The organism is Halorubrum wangae (genome assembly GCF_051194135.1).
Taxonomy (GTDB): Archaea; Halobacteriota; Halobacteria; order Halobacteriales; family Haloferacaceae; genus Halorubrum.
The window spans coordinates 1-16,417 of the sequence record NZ_JBLZNH010000004.1 but is presented as its reverse complement, the minus strand read 5'-3'; the positions used below and the strand labels follow the sequence as shown (position 1 = coordinate 16,417).

General features: G+C 65.2%; 20 protein-coding genes and 1 tRNA gene. 16 read left to right on the top strand and 5 right to left on the bottom strand.

Features of this window, described 5'->3' with window-relative positions; all coding sequences use genetic code 11:
- Positions 1–4: 4 nt before the first annotated feature.
- Positions 5–367: a DUF5518 domain-containing protein gene (locus tag ACNS84_RS12455; protein WP_435075192.1), complete on the top strand. Its 363-nt coding sequence runs from the start codon at positions 5–7 to the stop codon at positions 365–367.
- 45 nt (positions 368–412) lie between these two features.
- On the opposite strand, the gene ACNS84_RS12450 is transcribed toward ACNS84_RS12455, so the two are convergent.
- Entirely contained in the window at positions 413–886 is a 474-nt protein-coding gene (locus ACNS84_RS12450; RefSeq protein WP_435075191.1) for a redoxin domain-containing protein, read from the bottom strand.
- Between the two features lie 107 nt (positions 887–993).
- Positions 994–1,497 (bottom strand): DUF367 family protein, encoded by a 504-nt coding sequence (locus ACNS84_RS12445; RefSeq protein ID WP_435075190.1) that lies wholly within the window; start codon positions 1,495–1,497, stop codon positions 994–996.
- Positions 1,498–1,633: 136 nt separating this feature from the next.
- Between ACNS84_RS12445 and ACNS84_RS12440 the strand changes: the two genes are divergently transcribed.
- Positions 1,634–2,392: a coenzyme F420-0:L-glutamate ligase gene (locus ACNS84_RS12440; protein ID WP_435075189.1), complete on the top strand. Its 759-nt coding sequence runs from the start codon at positions 1,634–1,636 to the stop codon at positions 2,390–2,392.
- 1 nt (position 2,393) lies between these two features.
- A complete protein-coding gene (locus tag ACNS84_RS12435; RefSeq protein ID WP_435075188.1) occupies positions 2,394–3,377 on the top strand; it encodes a 5,10-methylenetetrahydromethanopterin reductase in 984 nt (327 codons plus the stop codon).
- Positions 3,378–3,476: 99 nt separating this feature from the next.
- Here the strand turns inward: ACNS84_RS12435 and ACNS84_RS12430 are convergent, their stop codons facing one another.
- Entirely contained in the window at positions 3,477–3,716 is a 240-nt protein-coding gene (locus tag ACNS84_RS12430; protein WP_435075187.1) for a DUF8024 family protein, read from the bottom strand.
- A 135-nt stretch (positions 3,717–3,851) separates the two neighbouring features.
- Here ACNS84_RS12430 and ACNS84_RS12425 point away from each other — a divergent pair, with 135 nt between their 5' ends.
- The 7 genes from ACNS84_RS12425 (at position 3,852) to ACNS84_RS12395 (ending at position 10,762) form a co-directional block, all read left to right on the top strand.
- A complete protein-coding gene (locus ACNS84_RS12425) occupies positions 3,852–5,717 on the top strand; it encodes a site-2 protease family protein (protein WP_435075186.1) in 1,866 nt (621 codons plus the stop codon).
- Positions 5,718–5,807: 90 nt separating this feature from the next.
- Positions 5,808–7,109 carry an ornithine cyclodeaminase, nickel-pincer nucleotide-dependent gene (locus ACNS84_RS12420; protein ID WP_435075185.1) on the top strand — a complete coding sequence of 434 codons (1,302 nt, stop codon included), beginning with the start codon at positions 5,808–5,810 and terminating at the stop codon, positions 7,107–7,109.
- A complete protein-coding gene (locus ACNS84_RS12415) occupies positions 7,106–7,648 on the top strand; it encodes a GNAT family N-acetyltransferase (RefSeq protein WP_435075184.1) in 543 nt (180 codons plus the stop codon). Before ACNS84_RS12420 ends, ACNS84_RS12415 begins: the two co-directional genes overlap by 4 nt.
- Positions 7,649–7,708: 60 nt before the next feature.
- The gene (locus tag ACNS84_RS12410; protein WP_435075183.1) at positions 7,709–8,719 is read left to right on the top strand and encodes a Gfo/Idh/MocA family protein; all 1,011 of its coding nucleotides are present in this window, start codon (positions 7,709–7,711) and stop codon (positions 8,717–8,719) included.
- Between the two features lie 72 nt (positions 8,720–8,791).
- Positions 8,792–9,217 (top strand): universal stress protein, encoded by a 426-nt coding sequence (locus ACNS84_RS12405; RefSeq protein ID WP_435075182.1) that lies wholly within the window; start codon positions 8,792–8,794, stop codon positions 9,215–9,217.
- 127 nt (positions 9,218–9,344) lie between these two features.
- Entirely contained in the window at positions 9,345–10,217 is an 873-nt protein-coding gene (locus ACNS84_RS12400; RefSeq protein ID WP_435075181.1) for a sulfurtransferase, read from the top strand.
- 113 nt (positions 10,218–10,330) lie between these two features.
- Positions 10,331–10,762, top strand: a complete 432-nt coding sequence (locus tag ACNS84_RS12395) for a universal stress protein (protein ID WP_435075180.1) — start codon at positions 10,331–10,333, stop codon at positions 10,760–10,762.
- A gap of 162 nt (positions 10,763–10,924) precedes the next feature.
- Here the strand turns inward: ACNS84_RS12395 and ACNS84_RS12390 are convergent, their stop codons facing one another.
- Positions 10,925–11,515 (bottom strand): NAD(P)/FAD-dependent oxidoreductase, encoded by a 591-nt coding sequence (locus tag ACNS84_RS12390; RefSeq protein WP_435075179.1) that lies wholly within the window; start codon positions 11,513–11,515, stop codon positions 10,925–10,927.
- 148 nt (positions 11,516–11,663) lie between these two features.
- Entirely contained in the window at positions 11,664–12,524 is an 861-nt protein-coding gene (locus tag ACNS84_RS12385; RefSeq protein WP_435075178.1) for a hypothetical protein, read from the bottom strand.
- A 152-nt stretch (positions 12,525–12,676) separates the two neighbouring features.
- On the opposite strand from ACNS84_RS12385, the gene ACNS84_RS12380 reads away from it, so the two are divergent.
- From ACNS84_RS12380 to ACNS84_RS12355, 6 genes are all read left to right on the top strand, one after another.
- Positions 12,677–12,750 (top strand) — tRNA-Tyr (locus tag ACNS84_RS12380).
- A 173-nt stretch (positions 12,751–12,923) separates the two neighbouring features.
- Positions 12,924–13,079 carry a hypothetical protein gene (locus ACNS84_RS12375; protein WP_435075177.1) on the top strand — a complete coding sequence of 52 codons (156 nt, stop codon included), beginning with the start codon at positions 12,924–12,926 and terminating at the stop codon, positions 13,077–13,079.
- A gap of 369 nt (positions 13,080–13,448) precedes the next feature.
- Positions 13,449–14,279, top strand: a complete 831-nt coding sequence (locus ACNS84_RS12370; protein WP_435075598.1) for an IS5 family transposase — start codon at positions 13,449–13,451, stop codon at positions 14,277–14,279.
- Between the two features lie 221 nt (positions 14,280–14,500).
- Positions 14,501–14,878, top strand: a complete 378-nt coding sequence (locus ACNS84_RS12365) for a hypothetical protein (RefSeq protein WP_435075176.1) — start codon at positions 14,501–14,503, stop codon at positions 14,876–14,878.
- A gap of 112 nt (positions 14,879–14,990) precedes the next feature.
- Entirely contained in the window at positions 14,991–15,572 is a 582-nt protein-coding gene (locus ACNS84_RS12360) for a hypothetical protein (protein WP_435075175.1), read from the top strand.
- A 251-nt stretch (positions 15,573–15,823) separates the two neighbouring features.
- The coding region (locus ACNS84_RS12355) for an AzlC family ABC transporter permease (protein ID WP_435075174.1) at positions 15,824–16,417 on the top strand (594 nt) is incomplete at its 3' end.

Genomic DNA, 16,417 nt, shown 5'->3' with positions numbered 1-16,417 from the left:
AGGTATGACAGACTGGCGCGCCGTCGGCTACGGCTTCGTCGTGATGCTGATCGCCGGACTGCTCGCGACGTTCGCCCCGGTCGTCGGCCACATCGGTGCGGGACTGATAGGCGGATTCGTCGCCGGCTACGTCGCCGGAGGCGGGCTCCTCTCCGGGACGTGGCACGGCCTCTTGGCCGGCTCCGTGAGCGGCGTCGTCGTCACCCTGATCCTGGCCGCGTTCGGCGGACTCGTGGGACTTGCCGGCGGACCGATCGGAAGCCTGCTCGGCGGGGCGAGTATCCTTGTCGTCGGGCTCTTCCTGACGTTACTGTTCGCCATCGACTCGGCGTTGGCGGGGGCTATCGGCGGCGTGCTCGGGGACTGACTGGGATATAAAAAGCGCCGACGGTCGGCGGATCGAGATCCGGTGTTACGCGGAGCGTGCCACGTCGAGCACCGCCTCGTAGTCGGGCTCGTTCGTCGGATCGTCGGCGGTCCAGTCGAAGACGACCTCACCCGACTCGTCGAGCACGAAGACGGCGCGGTTGGCGATGTCATGAAGGCCCAGATCGGCAATATCCATCTCGAGGTCGTACGCTCGGATCGCATCGCCGCTCATGTCGCTCACGAGGTCGAACTCGATGTCGTACTCTTCGCGGAAGGCGCCCTGCGAGAACGGGGAGTCGGCGCTGACCCCGAAGATCGATGCGCCGGCCTCGTCGAAGGCGTCGGCGTGCTCTTGAAACGCCACCATCTCGTTCGTGCACGGCGGCGTGAACGCGCCGGGGAAAAACGCGAGCACCACCGGGCCGTCGTCGAGGTGGTCGTCGAGTTCGAACGGTTCGTGGTCGCTCGTACCGATCGTCGCCGAGATGTCGGGTGCGATGTCTCCGGTGGAAACCATCGTCTACTGATACGTGCGATTCGTGGAAAAGCCTTGTCGCACCCCCGTTTGGTTCCGGTATCCGTCTGGGCGTTAGTCGAGGGCGAAACGACGAGTGTGAAGCCGCGCTATTCCCGGTCGAGGTACTCCTGCTGGACCGCGACGACCTCGGCGGAGTCCTCGCAGTCCGCGTACCGTCGAAGTGGCTCCTCGTTGAGGTCGAGGAACGTCTCCCCCCACGTGAACTTCGCCATGATCTCCGCCGCGTGGTCGGGCTCGCCGAGGATGTGGAGCGCGGCGGCGAACGCCTCCACCGTGGTGAGCTGCATCGGTCGCCCGAAGTTCACGGGGTTGCCGGCGACGAGGTACGGGAGCGCGCGGTGTTCGCCGGGGAGGCTGAACATCTTCTCGCCCGCGGACTCCCACGAGCAGTCGAGCGCCACGAGCGCGTTCTCGCGGGCCACGTCCGCGTCGGCCGGCGAAAGGGCGCGCTCGGCGTGCGGGTTGAGCACGACGCCGTAGGGCGTGGCGCGGTCGGAGCGGTGTAGTTCCGCGAGGTCGAACCGCGCGAGCTTCCGGGCCGTGCACTTGTCGGGGTCGTCGTCCCCCTCGTACCGGACGTGGAGATGCACGCGATAAGTTCGGCCGAGTCAGTTAAAAGCCGTGCGGAGCGACCGGCGTCGTCGGTCGCGGGCGGGCCACCGGTCGGTACCGTCAAACCGACCCGGTACCGGCGGGGTTTTTCCTCGGCGCCTCGCAGGGTGACGTATGGAGCTGTTCGCCGTCCCGGACCTCCCGGAGATCCGGGCGGGTGACGACCTCGCGGCCATGATCGACGAGCGCGTCGACCTCCGCGAGGACGACGTCGTCGTCGTCGCCAGCACCGTCGTCTCCAAGGCGGAGGGGCGAACGTACGACCTCTCCGAGTTCCCGGCCGGGCCGCGCGCGAACGAGGTGGCGGACCGGCTATCGGAAATCGCCGGCGAAAAGAAGGACCCGCGCTTCGCGCAGGCCGTCATCGAGGAGTCGACGGAACTGATCATGGAGGCCCCGTTTCTCCTGACGGCGACACGCTTCGGTCACATCAGCGTCAACGCCGGTATCGACCGGTCGAACGTCCCCGACGGCGACCTGTTGTTGCTCCCGGAGCGCCCCTCCGAGAGCGCGGAACGCGTCCGCGAGGGCATCGCGGCCGACCGCGTCGTCGTCAGCGACACCTGTGGGCGGCCGTTCCGACACGGTCAGCGCGGTGTCGCCATCGGCTGGGCGGGCCTGCCCGCGAGCCGCGACTGGCGCGGCGAACTCGACCGCGACGGCCGTGAGATGGACGTCACCGTCCAGAACGTGATAGACGAGCTCGCGGCGGCGGCGAACCTCGTCGCCGGCGAGGGGGACGGCGGCACTCCCGTCGTCGTCGTCCGCGACTGGGCGTTCGGCGACCACGAGGGCTCGGACAACCACTTCCGCGAAGTCGAGGGCGACTTCGTCCGGCAGGCGCTGCGCGATTGGAGCTTCGAGGACCACTGACATGCTCGGCATCGAACTCACCCCAGAACACGACCTGCACCGCCTCGTCGACCTCGGCGTCCGCGCCGAGGAGACCGGCTACGACGCCGTCTACTCGACGTGTCACTACAACAACCGCGACCCGTGGGCGTTCCTTTCACAGCTCGCGACCGCCACGGACTCCGTTCGACTCGGACCGGGCGTCGCCAACCCGTACGAGACTCACCCGGTGACGCTCGCTTCGAAGGTCGCCACGCTCGACGAGCTGTCGGAGGGGCGTGCCGTCTTCGGACTCGGCCCCGGAGACCCCTCCACGCTCGCGAACCTCGGGCTCGCCGACGAGCGCGGACTCCGGTCCGTTTTGGAGGCGTTCAAGACGGCTCAGAAGCTGTGGGCCGGCGAGCGCGTCGACCACGACGGGACCTTCGACGCCAGCGAGGCGGGGCTCAACTACGAGCCCCCTCAGGGCGCGTCGATTCCGGTCCACGTCGGCGGCGAGGGTCCGCATATGTGCCGGATGGCCGCGAAGCACGCCGACGGCCTGCTGTACAACGGCTCGCATCCGAAGGACCTCGCGTGGGCCCGCGAGCAGGTCGACGACGGGCTCACGGACCGCCCGGACCGCCGCGGCGACTTCGACCTGATCGCGTACGCCGCGGTCTCGATAGACGAGGACGCCGATGCCGCGCGAGAGGCGGCGCGCCCGCCGGTCGCGTTCATCGTCGGAGGCGCGGCACCCCCCGTGCTGAAGCGGCACGGGATCGACCCCGACGCGGCGTCCGAAATCGGCGAGCGCGTCTCGGCCGGCGAGTTCTCTGCGGCCTTCGACCGCGTGACGCCAGCGATGGTCGACGCCTTCTGTATGGCCGGTTCGCCGGAGACGGTCCGCGAACGCGCCGGCGCCGTGGCCGAGCACGCCGACGGACTCGTCGTCGGGTCGCCGCTCGGGCCGGACCTGGAGACTGCAGTCGATCTGGCGGCCGAGTCGGTCGGCGAGTTCTTTTAAAGCCTCTGGACGATCGTCGCAATCTACACCACGCTCCGCATCGTCAGCCGGGACTTCGTGCCACCCCTCAGTCGGGTGGAATTCGGCCTCTCGCTCACCTCACTCCGAGCGTCCGCGACCGCCGAGCGAGGGGAGCGTGACGCCGATTTCCTGTAAGAGCGCCCCGACTGCGGCGTAGCCGAGCGCGGCGACGGAGGCGATGATGAGCACCTGTCCGACGAGGACGAGCAGCGCCGAGAGCGGGTCACCGGCGCCGAGGATGAGGTCGTTCAGGAAGATGTCGACGAAGCGGCCGACGTCGCCGACGAGCCGTGAGACGAAGTCGATGAGCGCGAACATACACCGTCGTTGACCCGCGGGGTACTTGGGTGTTGAGTTCTCGGCCGTTCCTCGCCGGCGGCGCGGCTCCGATCCCCGCCCGACGTGTACCGGTAACCGAACGCCTTACACCCGACGGACACGGATCGGTTAGGCATGAACGCGCTGCTGGACCAGTTCGCCGAGAACACGCTCCTCTGGGTCCTCACCGGTGTCCTCGCGTACTCCGCGGCCGCGCTGTGGCTTCGGAACCGTGGGATACTCCCCGAGTCGGTCGGCGTCTCCGGTCCGATACTGACCCTCCGAACCCTCCGCGGCCGAATCTTTCTCAACCGTCTCGCCTCCCCGAAGCGGTTCTGGCGTGCGCTCGCGAACCTGGGGCTCGGCGGGGCCTTGGTGGCGATGGTCGGGTCGTTCTTCCTGATCCTGTCGTCCGCGGCGTCGTCGCTGAACACCGCGCAGCCCTCCGCGATCCAGCAGCCGCAGAACTTCCTCATCATCCCCGGCGTCAACGACTTCCTCCCGCTGTCGGTCGCGCCCGAGATCATCGCCGGCCTCGCGGTCGCGATGGTCGTCCACGAGGGGGCACACGGCCTGTTGTGCCGCGTCGAGGGAATCGACATCGAATCGATGGGGCTCGTCTTCTTCACGTTCTTGCCCGTGGGTGCGTTCGTCGAGCCGAACGAGGAGGCGACCCAAGAGGCGTCCCGCGGCGCCCGTGCCCGGATGTTCGCCGCCGGCGTCACCGCCAACACGCTGCTCACGGTGGTCGTGTTCGCGCTGCTGTTCGGTCCGGTCGTCGGGGCCATCTCGCCGGCGCCGGGGTACGCCGTCGGCGAGGTGACGCCGGGATCGTCTGCCGACACCGCCGGTCTCGCGGCCGGCGACCGGCTCGTCGAGGTCGACGGCACTCCGGTCGAGACGGCGAGTGAGTTCGAGGCGGCCATCGCGGACGCGGGCGATACGGTGACGGTCACGGCCGACGACGGCGACGGCGAGCGCACCGTGGAGGTGGATCGCGAGCTGCAGATCATCGGGTCCGCCGGCGGCAACGCGCTCGGCGTGACGGTTAGTAACGCGCCGCTATCGGTCGCGTCGGTGAACGGCGAGCCGGTATCGACCGAGAGCGGGTTCTACGACGCCGTGGGCGACGCTGAGCGCGCCACCGTGTCGGTGACGGACGCCGACGGGGGCGACGCGAACGCGACCACCGCCGAGATTCCGGTCGGCGCGTACGCCCTCGGCGTGCAGGCGGACGGCCCGCTCGACGCCGCCGGCGCGGCGCCCGGTGAGCCGCTGACGATCGTCTCTATCGACGGGGAGCGCATCCACGACGCTGGCGCGCTCTCGACCGTCCTCGGCGACCGTGAGGCCGGCACGACTGTCGAGGTGATCGCGTACGACGCGGCCGACGAGCGGCAGGTGTACGACGTCGAACTCGACCCCCACCCGAACCGCGACGGCGGCTTCGTCGGCGTGACGGTGTTCCCCGGCTCCAGTGGGCTTGCACTCGACGACTTCGGCGTCTCCGAGTACCCTGCCGGTGCCTACCTCGAACTGCTCGGCGGCGACGCCGGACAGAACACGAGCGGCGGCGTCCCACTCGACGGGGTAACCGGCTCGCCGCTCGGGCTCGTATTCATCGCGCTCATCCTCCCGCTCGGAAGTCTGTTCGGGCTCCCGTTCAACTTCGCGGGGTTCACCGGCGAGGTGACAAACTTCTTCGTCGTCGAGGGGGCACTTGGCGCGCTCGGAGGCGGAACCTTCCTGCTCGCGAACCTCCTCTTCTGGACCGGCTGGATCAACGTCCAACTCGCGCTGTTCAACTGCCTGCCCGCGTTCCCGCTGGACGGCGGTCGAATCCTCCGGATGGTCGCCGAGGCGGTGATCAGCCGGGTCCCGATATCCGACCGGCACGCCGCGGTCCGCACGATAACCGTCTCGTCCGGACTCGTCATGCTGGCCGGACTGGTGGCGATGATCTTCGGGAACCAGATCATGTCGGCGCTCGGCCTGATCTGAGGCGGCGGGACTGACGGCCGTCGGTCGCTGCCGCGCAGCCGCCCCCCTCGGGAGGGAAACGGGTTTCTCTTCGGAACGAAACGATTGGATATGAGCCACGCCCGGACCGTCGAACTCGAGGGGCACATCATCGACAGCGGAACGATGCAGCGCTGTTTCGGCGCGGTGATGGACCTCGGGGGGTCCTTCGACGTCGAGCAGTTCGACGTGGGGAAACACGAGGACGAGGAGTCGTACTGCCGACTGACGGTCTCCGCGGACGAGCCGGAGACGCTGCAAGCGATCCTCCACGAGCTCCACCAGAACGGCGCGGTCCTCGAGGACCCGAGCGAGGTACACCTCGTTTCGGCGCCGGCGGACCGGGTCGTGCCGCCGAATTTCTACTCCACCACGAATCATCCGACCGAGGTGTTGTACGACGGCGAGTGGATCGACGTCGAGCGGATCGAGATGGACTGCGCGCTCGTCATCGAGCCAGAAGGCGGCCGAAACGGGAGTCCGCGAGCCCACACGAAGGTGCTCAACGCGATCGAGGAGGGTGACCTCGTCGCGACGGACCAGTCCGGAATCCGCGTGAACCCCCCTGAACGTCCGCGAAGCGGGGGCGGTGCCTTCGGCTTCATGCAGGGCGGCGTTTCGGCTGAGCGGCCCTCGGAGTCGACCATCCGCGAGGTCGCGGCGGCGCTCCGCGACGTGAAGCGCTCGGGCGGGAACGTGATGGTCGTCGCCGGGCCGGCGGTGATCCATTCGGGGGCCGGCGACGCGCTCGCCGACCTCGTCGAAGCGGGGTTCGTCGATTCGCTCTCGGCCGGCAACGGCTTCGCGACCCACGACCTGGAGCGCTCGCTGTACGGCACTTCGCTGGGAATGAACGTCGAGACGCTCGAACACCCGCGAAAGGGACACAAACACCACATCTGGACCATCTCGGAGATCATCCGTGCGGGCGGGATCGAGGCCGCCGTGGACGAGGGAATCGTGACGGAGGGCGTGATGTACCAGTGCATCGAGAACGACGTCGACGTCGTTCTCGCCGGGTCGATCCGCGACGACGGGCCGCTTCCGGACACGATCACCGACGCGGTGGAGGCACAGAACGCGATCCGCGACCAGGCTCACGAGGCCGACGTCGTGATCATGCTCGCCACCCTGCTCCACTCGGTCGCCGTCGGGAACTGCCTGCCGTCGACGACGAAGACCGTCTGCGTCGACATCAACCCCGCGACCGTCACCCAACTACTCGACCGCGGCTCGGCGCAGGCGATCGGGATGGTCACCGATATCGGGACGTTCGTCCCCGCGCTTGCGAAGTTCGTGCTGAACGGCGACGGTGACGAGTCGGAGGGCGCAGGCGACGGGACTATGTCCACTGATACTGATGAGAGCGCATGACCGTGACGCTCCGTCCGTACGACGCGACGACCGACGCCGACGGGCTCTACGACTGCAAGCGCGCTTTCGAGCGCGGGCTCGGCGAGAACACCGGCGGCGACGCGAAAGCGAGCGTCTACGAGGATAAACTCACCGACGAGTACCGGGACCAGTGGCTCGCGTGGGTCGACCGATGCGTCGCCGACGACGAGCGGTGCGTGACGGTCGCCGTCGAGGGGGCCGAAGGAGAGGCCGACGACGAAGCGACCGGCAACGCCGGCGAGATTGTCGGCTACGTCTTCGTGCTGCCCGAGCGACTGACGATGATCTGGGACGCCGCCGTGATCAACGAGCTGTACGTCGCGCCGGCGCACCGCGGCACGGGCGTCGCGGACGACCTGATGGCCGCCGCCATCGACATCGCGAGCGACCAGTCGCTGCCGCTGGATCGGATCGTGTTCGACGTCGATCCCGCGAACGAGCGCGCTCGGGCCTTCTACGACCGCTACGGCTTCGAGCCGTGGGGCGAGATGCTCTCGCGGGCGGTCAACCCCGACTGAGTCGGCGGCGCTGCAACGCCGTCTCCGAAGGTACAAGATTCCCGGCCCGTTTCTCGACGCATGTACGATATCGGGATCGTCGGCTGCGGCGTGATCGGGAACCGACTCGCCGCCGCGATAGACGCCCACGATCGGTACGCGCTCGCCGCCGCCTGCGACCTCGACGCCGACCGAGCCGCGTCGCTGGCGGCCGAGTACGGTACCGAATCGACGGCCACGACGACCGAACACACCGAACTCGTGTCGCGAGACGGGCTCGACGCAGTGTACGTCGGCGTCCCCCCGCTCGCCCACGAGACGGTGGTCGCCGACGCGCTCGACGCCGGACGTCACGTGATCTGTGAAAAGCCCATCGCCGCCGACGCCGAGGCCGGCGCGCGAATGACCGCGCTCGCCGCCGAAAGCGACCTCGCGACCGCGGTGAACCTCCCGTTCCGGTACACGCCGGGATTCGTCAGGCTCCGCGAACTGGTCGAGGCGGGGGCGATCGGCGACCCGCGACGGGTCGAACTCCGCTTCCGGTTCCCGCAGTGGCCGCGCGAGTGGCAGGAGGTCGCCTGGCTGGAGTCACGCGAGCAGGGCGGCCCGCTTCGAGAGGTCGGCACCCACTTCCTGTTCGGCGTGCAGGAGCTGTTCGGCTCCGTCGACTCGGTGAGCGCCGACGTCGGCTACGCCGGCCCCGACGCGTACGAGAACGACGCCGTCGGGACGTTCCGGGCCGACGGCGTCCGGGGGACGCTCGACCTGCTCTGTGACCACGCCGGCGACGAGGTGAACGCGATTACGGTCGTCGGCGACGACGGGTCGCTCTCGCTGACGGCGTGGCACCGGCTCGTGCGCGACCGCGGCCGCGAGAGCGAGCGAACCCTCGTCGACGAGCGCGGCGACACCACCGCCGCGCTTCTCACCGAGTTCGCAGCGGCGATGGACGGCGACGCCGGTGACCTCGTCTCCTTTGGCGAGGCGACCCGAGTCCAGCGCACGCTCGAAGCAGTCCACGCGTCCGACGGCGACCGCGTCCCGCTCGACGGCGGAGACGCAGGAGACGAAAGCGCTCCGCGAACTGACTGACACGGGGCGTGGAACCGCAGGGCGTGAGAACACCCGACAGGAGTTATATTCTATCCGCACCGATATCTCGGTATGAGCTATCTCGTGGCCATCGACGGATCGACAGAGAGTGACAAGGCCGTCAGGTACGCGGCGCGACAGGCGGCCGCGTTCGACGAGTCCCTCGAGATAGTCCACGTGTTGACGCCGGACTCGGAGCTCGTCAACGGGACGATCATCCTCCCGGGAGAGGAGGCAGCGGTCGAGGCCGGAGAGAGCGTCCTCGCGAACGCCAAAGCGCTCGCCGAGGAGGCGGTCGGCGACGAGGTCATCGACGTGGAGACCCAGCTCCTCACCGGACGCCCGGCCGACGCCGTTGCGGAGTACGCGGCCGAGGCGAACGTTACCGCAATCTATGTCGGTCACCGCGGGCTGAGCGCGAAACACGAGCACGTCGTCGGGAGCGTCGCGAAGAGCGTCGTCGACAAGGCGAGGGTCCCCGTGACGGTGATCCGGTAGCGGCCTCGCTGCGTTGAGCGGGCGCAGCGAGTCGTGCGAGAGGTCGGCGGGCTCGCAGCGTCAGAGACGACGGCAACGACGACCCGTATCGGGCCTTCAAAACAGGTTGCGTGCGTAACGGGAACCGATGCCAGAAGACGTACTCGTCACCGCGGACTGGGTGGAATCGAACCTCGACGCGTTTCAGGACGACGACGCCGACCTCCGGCTCGTCGAGATTAACAACCCGACCGTCACCGACGAGTCGGAGTACACGCCGTACGAGGAGGGCCACATCCCCGGCGCGCTGAACTTCGAGTGGGACGAGGTGTTCACCGACGAGACGGAGCGCGACATCGTCTCGAAGGCGGACTTCGCGGCCCGGAACGGCGAGGCCGGCATAGACGCCGACACGACGGTCGTCGTCTACGGCGGCGGCCGCGTCCCCAACTGGTTCGCGCTGTTCGGCTACTGGATCTACAAGTACTACGGCCACGAGGACGTCCGCGTGATCGACGGCGGAAAGGGGTACTGGGTCGCCAACGACTACCCGCTCTCCACCGAGGAACCGGAGTTCACGCCGCGCGAGTACGAGGCCCGCGGCCCCTTCGAGAGCGTCCGCGCTTATAAAGACGACATTGACAAGGCGATCGAAGAGGGGATTCCCATGGTCGACGTCCGCTCGCCCGAGGAGTTCTCCGGCGAGGTCATCGCCCCCGAGGGACTCAACGAGACTGCCCAGCGCGGCGGACACATCCCCGGCGCGAGCAACGTCCCGATCGGAACCACGCTGAACGAGGACGGTACGTTCAAGAGCGCGGATGAGCTCCGCAAACTGTACTCCGACGCCGGCGTCGACGGCGACGAGTCGACGATCACCTACTGCCGCGTCGGCGAACGCTCCTCGATCGAGTGGTTCCTCCTGCACGAACTGCTCGGCTACGAGGACGTCCGCAACTACGACGGCTCGTGGACCGAGTGGGGCAACCTCGTCGGCGCGCCGATCGAGACGGGCGAGTAACCGCGTCTCGCTGACGCCGATCGCCGCATCTGTTGTTGAAGCGTTCGTCCCTCCACCCCACGCGCTCCGTGACGGATCACCGTCGATATGTATGCCGGGACGCAAGCCGTCACATGGCTCCGTCACACGTCCTCGTCCCCCTCGACGGGTCGCCGCTGGCCGACGAGGCGCTTGCGCAGGCGCTCGAACTGTTCGACTGCCGGGTAACGGTGCTGAACGTGGTGACGCCGCTCGACGCCTCGATGAGCGAGGGAGGCGTGCTCGACGCCGACGAAAGTCGTCGCGAGGACGCGCGCGACCGGGCCGACCGCCTCGTCGAACGAGCGAGGACACAGGCCACCGCCGCCGACCGAACCGTCGAGACGGTGGTCCAGACTGGTGACCCGGCCGAGACCATCCTCGAGTACGTTGACGCCACCGGCGTCGACCACGTCGTCATGGGTGGGCACGGCGGCGAGCGGGGGAGCATCACCCGTCGGCTGCTTGGAACGGTGGCGACGAGCGTCGTCGGTGAGGCGCCGGTGACGGTGACGGTCGTCCGCTGACGTCCCCCGGTTCACCCGTCGAGTCCCGCGCGAGTGTCCTGCGATGCCCGACGCCGATCGTAATCGAGACCACGATAGTGGCCACGCGTGGGGTGCGATGGGCGTGGCAAGCGACTGAGCGGTTGGACGGGGATTAAAAAGGAAGAGTCGGAGCGCCGGACGTCACTCGTCGTCGTCGATCAGGCCGCCGAACACCGACGTCGCCGTGTCGGGGACGTCGAAGTCGTGGTAGTGTTCCCCTTTCTCCTTCGAGAGGATGTTGAGGGCCGCGGCGGCGCCGTCGCCGGCCGAGATGACCGCCTGCCACTCCTCGGCGCGGACCATTCCGCCCGTCGCGTAGGCGTCCTCCACGCTGGTCTCCATCGAGACGTCGACGTCGACGGTGTCGTCGTCGCCGAGCGCGCAGCCGAGCGACGTGGCGAGGTCGCGGCTCGCGCCGGTCGCCAGCACGACGTAGTCGGCCTCGTACTCGCCCTCTTCGGTCGTCACGGTGAATCCCTCGTCAGCCGCTGCGACGTCCTTGACGGCCTCGCCCTGGCGGCGGTCGACGCCGAAGTCGTCGGCCTGCTGGCGGAGGGTCGCGAGGAACTCGCTGCCACCGACCGAGCCGATTCCGGGGTAGTTGAACAGGTGTGCCTTGTGCAACCAGGTTTTGTCGGTGTCGAACAGGACCGCGTCGAGGCCGTTCTTGCCCGCGAACAGTCCCGCGCTGAGCCCGGCCGGTCCGCCACCAACGATTGCTACATCGGTCATGGTCCCCGTTTCGGGCTCCGGAGGATAAGGATTGGCGGAACCGGCCACCGGGATGCGGTAGTTCGTCCGCCGCCGTCCGCGAGGGGAGAGAGACGCCGGTCCGCTGCCGGGTTTCGCCCGCCGGATCGTCGTCGCTTACGACGAGAAGTCAGAGAGAGCCGCGCGAGTCGTCGGTGTCGTCCCCGTCATCGCCGCCGGCCTCGTCTTGCCGACCGTCGCCCTCGTCGTCGGCGTCGCCGACGGGGCCGGGCTCGCGCCACGGATCGTCGGGGTCGACCGGTTCGACGGCGCGGTCGAGTTCGGCTGCGGAGTAGTCGTGATCGTCGTCGAGCAGCATCGCGAGGCGCTGCCAACGGGCGCTGTGCTCGCCCTCGCCCTCCGGGCCGACGCGCGCGCCTCGGGTCTTGAAGAAGCGCGTGCCGCGCCCGCGTTTCGACCCCTCGCCGGTGTGGCCGTCGAATATCGCGTCGAACGTCCCCTCGGGTTCGAGGTCGCCGACTGGGAAATCGTGGGCTGGCTCCTCGCCGCGCTCGCGGGCCTCGGCGCGTTGGTCGGCGACGGCTCGAAAGTACTCGTCGGCGTTGGGCGATTCACGCGTCGACTGCGCTCGGGCGGCCGCCAGCGCGGCGTGGATCGCACAGAGACGACCCTTCCACTCGGCGGGTTCCCACCGCTCGGTGGCGAGTTCCTCGTAGCGCTCGATCGTCAGGGCGACCTCGCTGCCGGCGCGGAGGTCCTCGACGATGTACAGCGTCAGGCGGTCCCAGAGGTTCCACGCGTACCCGGAGCGGGCCAACTCCCAGGCGGCCCACGCGGCGACCTCCTCGTCGGAGCGGCGCACGGCCTTCTGAAGGAGGCTGGAGACGGCGTAGCGGCTGTAGCCGCCGTCGGTTTCGTTCGGCTCTTTCGGCTCGCCGAAGTCGTTTTCGCCGGTCGCGTCCGGCGTCGTGTCGGTCTCCAAGCTCCCGTCCGACCCGAACGTCGCCTGTCTGTCGTCGCCGTCGGCCATACGCTCGCTCCCGCCGCGAGCGACTTAAAAACCGCGCGCGACGAGCGAGGTCGAGGGGGGCCGGTCGCGACCCGAGACGTCCGCGGTATGGCGGATCACACCGCTGTTGAAAGGGAACTCTTAAGTCGAATCCGGCGGCTAGAATACAGTAACCGCCCTTAGCTCAGCCTGGTAGAGCAGTCGACTGTAGATCGACTTGTCCCCCGTTCAATTCGGGGAGGGCGGATACCAACTTCTGGTCGATTCCGGGTGCACCCCGGAACCGACGATTTCGGACCGTAGAAGACATGAGACGGTAGTCCGCGTTTTCAGAAGACGCCCCGAAAAATCGGAGTGCAACAAGGTAGATAACGCCCCCCGACGCCGTCCTGCGATTTCTATAGTGGACGGAGGTGCAGCATGAGTGCGGAGCGCGACAGCGAGGAGGAGATCGAGATCGCTGTCGACATCGACCGATCTTTCGCTGGCGAGTTCTTGACTAGGTTCCGGCGCCACGAGAGGATCCACGCACTCAACCGGGATGCTCGCGATGCGCTCCACAGAGGTGGACGATGACACCTGGTCCGAGGAGGAGGAGGGAGGGGGGTCGCGATGCAGTTTTGCCTCTGACTATTAGGGAACGAATCCCCGAAATGTATATGGAATCACTTACAAATGAAACTTTTGTAACCAGTGATAGTTTCTTCTTTAGAAGTGAGTCAATCGGTGTCGTGGTAACGTCTAAGACTAGTTTGGGACTCTCTATACAAAAATCCAAAACTGCGGTCTAATATCTTGACATTTATTATCTGGGCTCTGTTGAAATCCTCAACCGGTGATATATTCTCAGCGTTCTGCTGAATACAGGGCGCGGGCTGTGTTTAGACGCTAAGAATATTGCCTGAACGGCGGGATTTCGAGGAAGTGAAGCGAGCAGAGTTCGATGTGCCTTCGAAACTCGCCCGCTTCACCGACCGATGTGTGGCTTTGTCTCAAAAATCTGTCGGGAGTGACGGAAATCAGCCTGTCAAGAAAGGGGAAGGTGGCTACGCTGACTGGGTGATCATCACTCTCCATGGACTCCGCGAATACCTCGACCTTCCGTACCGACGACTCCTCGATATCCTCCGTGAAATGCCTGATATCGTGGAGAAAATCGGGCTGTCGGTCGAGGAGTTGCCGGACTTCACCACGGTTTGTGCTCGGAAACAAGCGCTGAAGATGCGCGTCTGGCGAGTGCTGTTGCGGCTGTCGGTGAATCTATTTGATACTGGAGAGATTCAGGCCATCGACTCCACCAGTCTCGCTCATCGTTCGTCCAGCCACAACTACGCGAAGCGTGTCAAAGGCACGTTTGAGTCGGTTAAAACCACGCTTCTCGTGGATTGCTCGACGAGAGCAATCCTCGACGTTCACTGCTCAAAGAATCTTCCACACGACACACAAATCGCGTGGCAAGTCCTCACGAGAAATCTCGAACAGCTAGGAACTGTAGTCGCCGACAAAGGCTTTGACTGGGACGAACTCCGTCATATGCTGCGTAAAGAAGGCATCAGACCGGTGATCAAGCACCGTGAATTCTACTCGCTTGATGCCGCTCACAATGCTCGGATTGATGATGAAACGTACCATCGACGGTCTATCGTCGAATCGATATTTTTCGCGCTGCGCAAGCGATTCGGCTCGACGATTAAAGCCAGAACGTGGTTTGGTCAGTTTCGAGAAATTGTCCTAAAGGCCGCCATCAGAAACATCAAGCAGTCTCTCACCGCCTGAACCACGTGAATTCGAGCGTCTAAACAAGGCCCAGGGCGCGTATCTCGCACAGAACCATTCACCGTTCGATCAGAGTGGATCGGTCAACACAGTCGAAGAACTGTTCAGTACAGAGAATCTGAGAGAAATTCTTGACTTATGAACAGATATTTTGATGATGGGTTGAGTGTACAGGTATGCAGCGAAGACGATTTCTCCGGGGGATTGGAGCTTGCTCTGGTATGCTATCACTCGCAGGGTGTGCGAAAATGCTTCCAAGCGGTAATACGGCCCCTGAGTATCCGGGTGGGACATTAGTTATTGAAAATATCGGTGACAGACCTGTGAGAGTCTCGGTAAACACAAAATTAGAGCAGTTTGATGCCGAACTTGACACCGAAGTCGCTGGCGGTGAAACGGTTGTCCGTCGTGAATTTGTCACCGCCGAATCGGGTGACATCGTGACTCTTGAAGCTCTGCTCGGAGAGACTGGCGAACAAATCAGTTTCCAGTTTCTCCCCGCAGGCGGTGGTGAGGATTATCCGCCAGAAGTAGCTCACCTCACTTTCGAGACTGCTGTCGAAGCGAGTGCAACCTGGACTGCGACAAGCGGGACATGAATCAGTTCAGTGTAGACAAGGTATCTAGTGAATCCTCCTGCCATTGAAGCATCAATACGGCATTTTGAGTTTAATTAGCCGGTTATAACAGTCAGTATAGTCACCTGTGCGTATGGCCCCTGAATGGTCACGACGGAAGACCCTCCACCTCTCCAGTTTAGCAGCCCTCACTGGCCTTGCTGGTTGTAGCGCCGTGGGACTCGACGCTCAACCACAGGTTAATTCATCGCTTGGAACGACTGTCTATGATGCGGTTATTGATGACCAACCAACACCCGAGGAGGGTGTCCCCGCGGCCTGGGGAATAATACTCGGGCATCCAGATGCTGCGCGCAAACTCATCGACTGGGGAGAACTCACCCCAGAAGAGGGCGACAGCGGCCCCGGAGCGGAGTTCCGCACGTTCGACCCGGATACGCAGTTTATGTCGGTCATTGTCGGCATCCTTCCAACGGGTGACGCCCTCATGGACTATAGCGAAGAGAACGAGAATGTCGTCGAAGATGTCGTTGATGACTTCACCGACCGCTCAGTCTACCAAAACGGGCAACTCCGATACGACGTAACCTCATACCAAGCTTTCCCGCCAGACCCGGACACCCCTGAGTATCATTACGACTATTCGTTCACTCTCTGGCATCTGAACGGTGCCGACCGACCGACTGATATCACCGTCGATTATCACGCCCCCTGAGAAGATCCAGTAGTTCCGATGACCACCGTAGAGTTTTGGTGAACAATACATAAGCGCATTCTGTCGGCTGATTCAGCATTCAGATAGAGAAAATAACGCAGTTCCCGTGCTGACCACAACCTCTGTATCGGTCATGCTGATACTGACAAGCGCGGAGTAGTTCGAAACGACACTGCTGGATACATCGCGCCTATCGGGCAGGGACGCTGCCGAACGTTTAGGGTGATGGAGACGGTACCATAGTGGCATAGATGTCATTCAAAACTGATGTCCTAGCTGGTGCGAAGGACGTCACGGCGTTACTCCCGCCGCTTATCACAATCGGGGCCGTGGCCGGCATCGCCGGCACTGAGGCGGGGCTCTCGCCAGTCGAAATTCTCGGGATGGGCGTGCTCTTCTTCTCGCCAGTATCGACGATCACGACTATCGATTTGCTGGCAGCCGGTGCCCCGGACATCGTAATCATCCTCACCGCGCTGTCGGTCGTCGTTCATTTTACTATCCTCAGTCTCTCCATCGCCCCTTTTTTCGAGCGTGTGTCGACCTCCTGGAAGTGGGTGCTTGCGTACTTTCTCAACACCCCAAACTACGCGCTCTCAGTGCGGCGGTTTGAGGCCGACACTGATACCGATATCCGCGGCTATTATCTCGGCGTAGTGGGCCCGTTCTGGCTCGCATGGCAGGCTTCGCTCGCCGCCGGTATCGTCTTTGGCGTAGGCATCCCTTCGGCGTGGGAGTTCGACTTCGTCGTCCCGCTCGTGTTCATCGGTCTCCTGAACAGCATGATCAAAACGTGGACTATCGCCGTCGTCGCTGTCGTCGCCGGCGTCGTGTCCCTCGTCGGT